The sequence below is a fragment of the Pseudomonas sp. 05T35 genome (assembly GCF_056396605.1).
This window is the reverse complement of sequence record NZ_JBFTLU010000890.1, coordinates 1-600: the sequence shown is the minus strand read 5'-3', so window position 1 is coordinate 600 and position 600 is coordinate 1. Positions and strand designations below refer to the sequence as shown.

1 protein-coding gene is annotated in these 600 nt (G+C 59.3%); it reads left to right on the top strand.

The genetic code is table 11. From position 1 onward, the window contains the following. Positions 1–561, top strand: a 561-nt coding sequence (locus AC1DH9_RS30515; protein ID WP_477809502.1) for a GGDEF domain-containing protein, incomplete at its 5' end; no start/stop codon positions are given. Positions 562–600: the final 39 nt, after the last annotated feature.

Sequence of the window (600 nt, the reverse complement as noted above, 5' to 3'; positions counted from 1 at the left end):
CTCGAATCCCTGCTATCCACCTTGCTCTTCCCGATGCGCAACGCCCTGCTGTATCGAGCGGCCACTCAAAGTGCAATGCGCGACCCACTGACCGGCACCGGCAATCGCATTGCCATGGATCAGACCCTGCAACGGGAAATCGACATGGCCCGGCGACACATGCAGCCGCTGTCGCTGTTGATGCTCGATATCGATCACTTCAAACAGATCAATGACAACTACGGTCACAGCGCCGGCGATGATGTGTTGAAGGCTGTTGCAACCTCGATCAAAAACCAGTTGCGCAACGTAGACATGGTCTTTCGCTTCGGCGGAGAAGAGTTTCTGATTCTGCTGTCCAACACCAGCCGCGAAGCCGCTGCGATGATAGGCGAACGCCTGCGCCATGCCGCACAAGCCGGGGAGTATTCGGCGGATGGGACGCTGATCGGCTTAACGGTCAGCCTCGGATGCTCGACGCTGCTGCCGGGTGAGTCCGCAGACAGCTTGTTGCGACGCGCCGACAGTGCGCTGTATGTGGCCAAGCGCGAGGGGCGTAACCGGTTGGCGATGGCCGGATGAATAGCCGGCAACCACACAAACCAAATGTGGGAGCGAGCC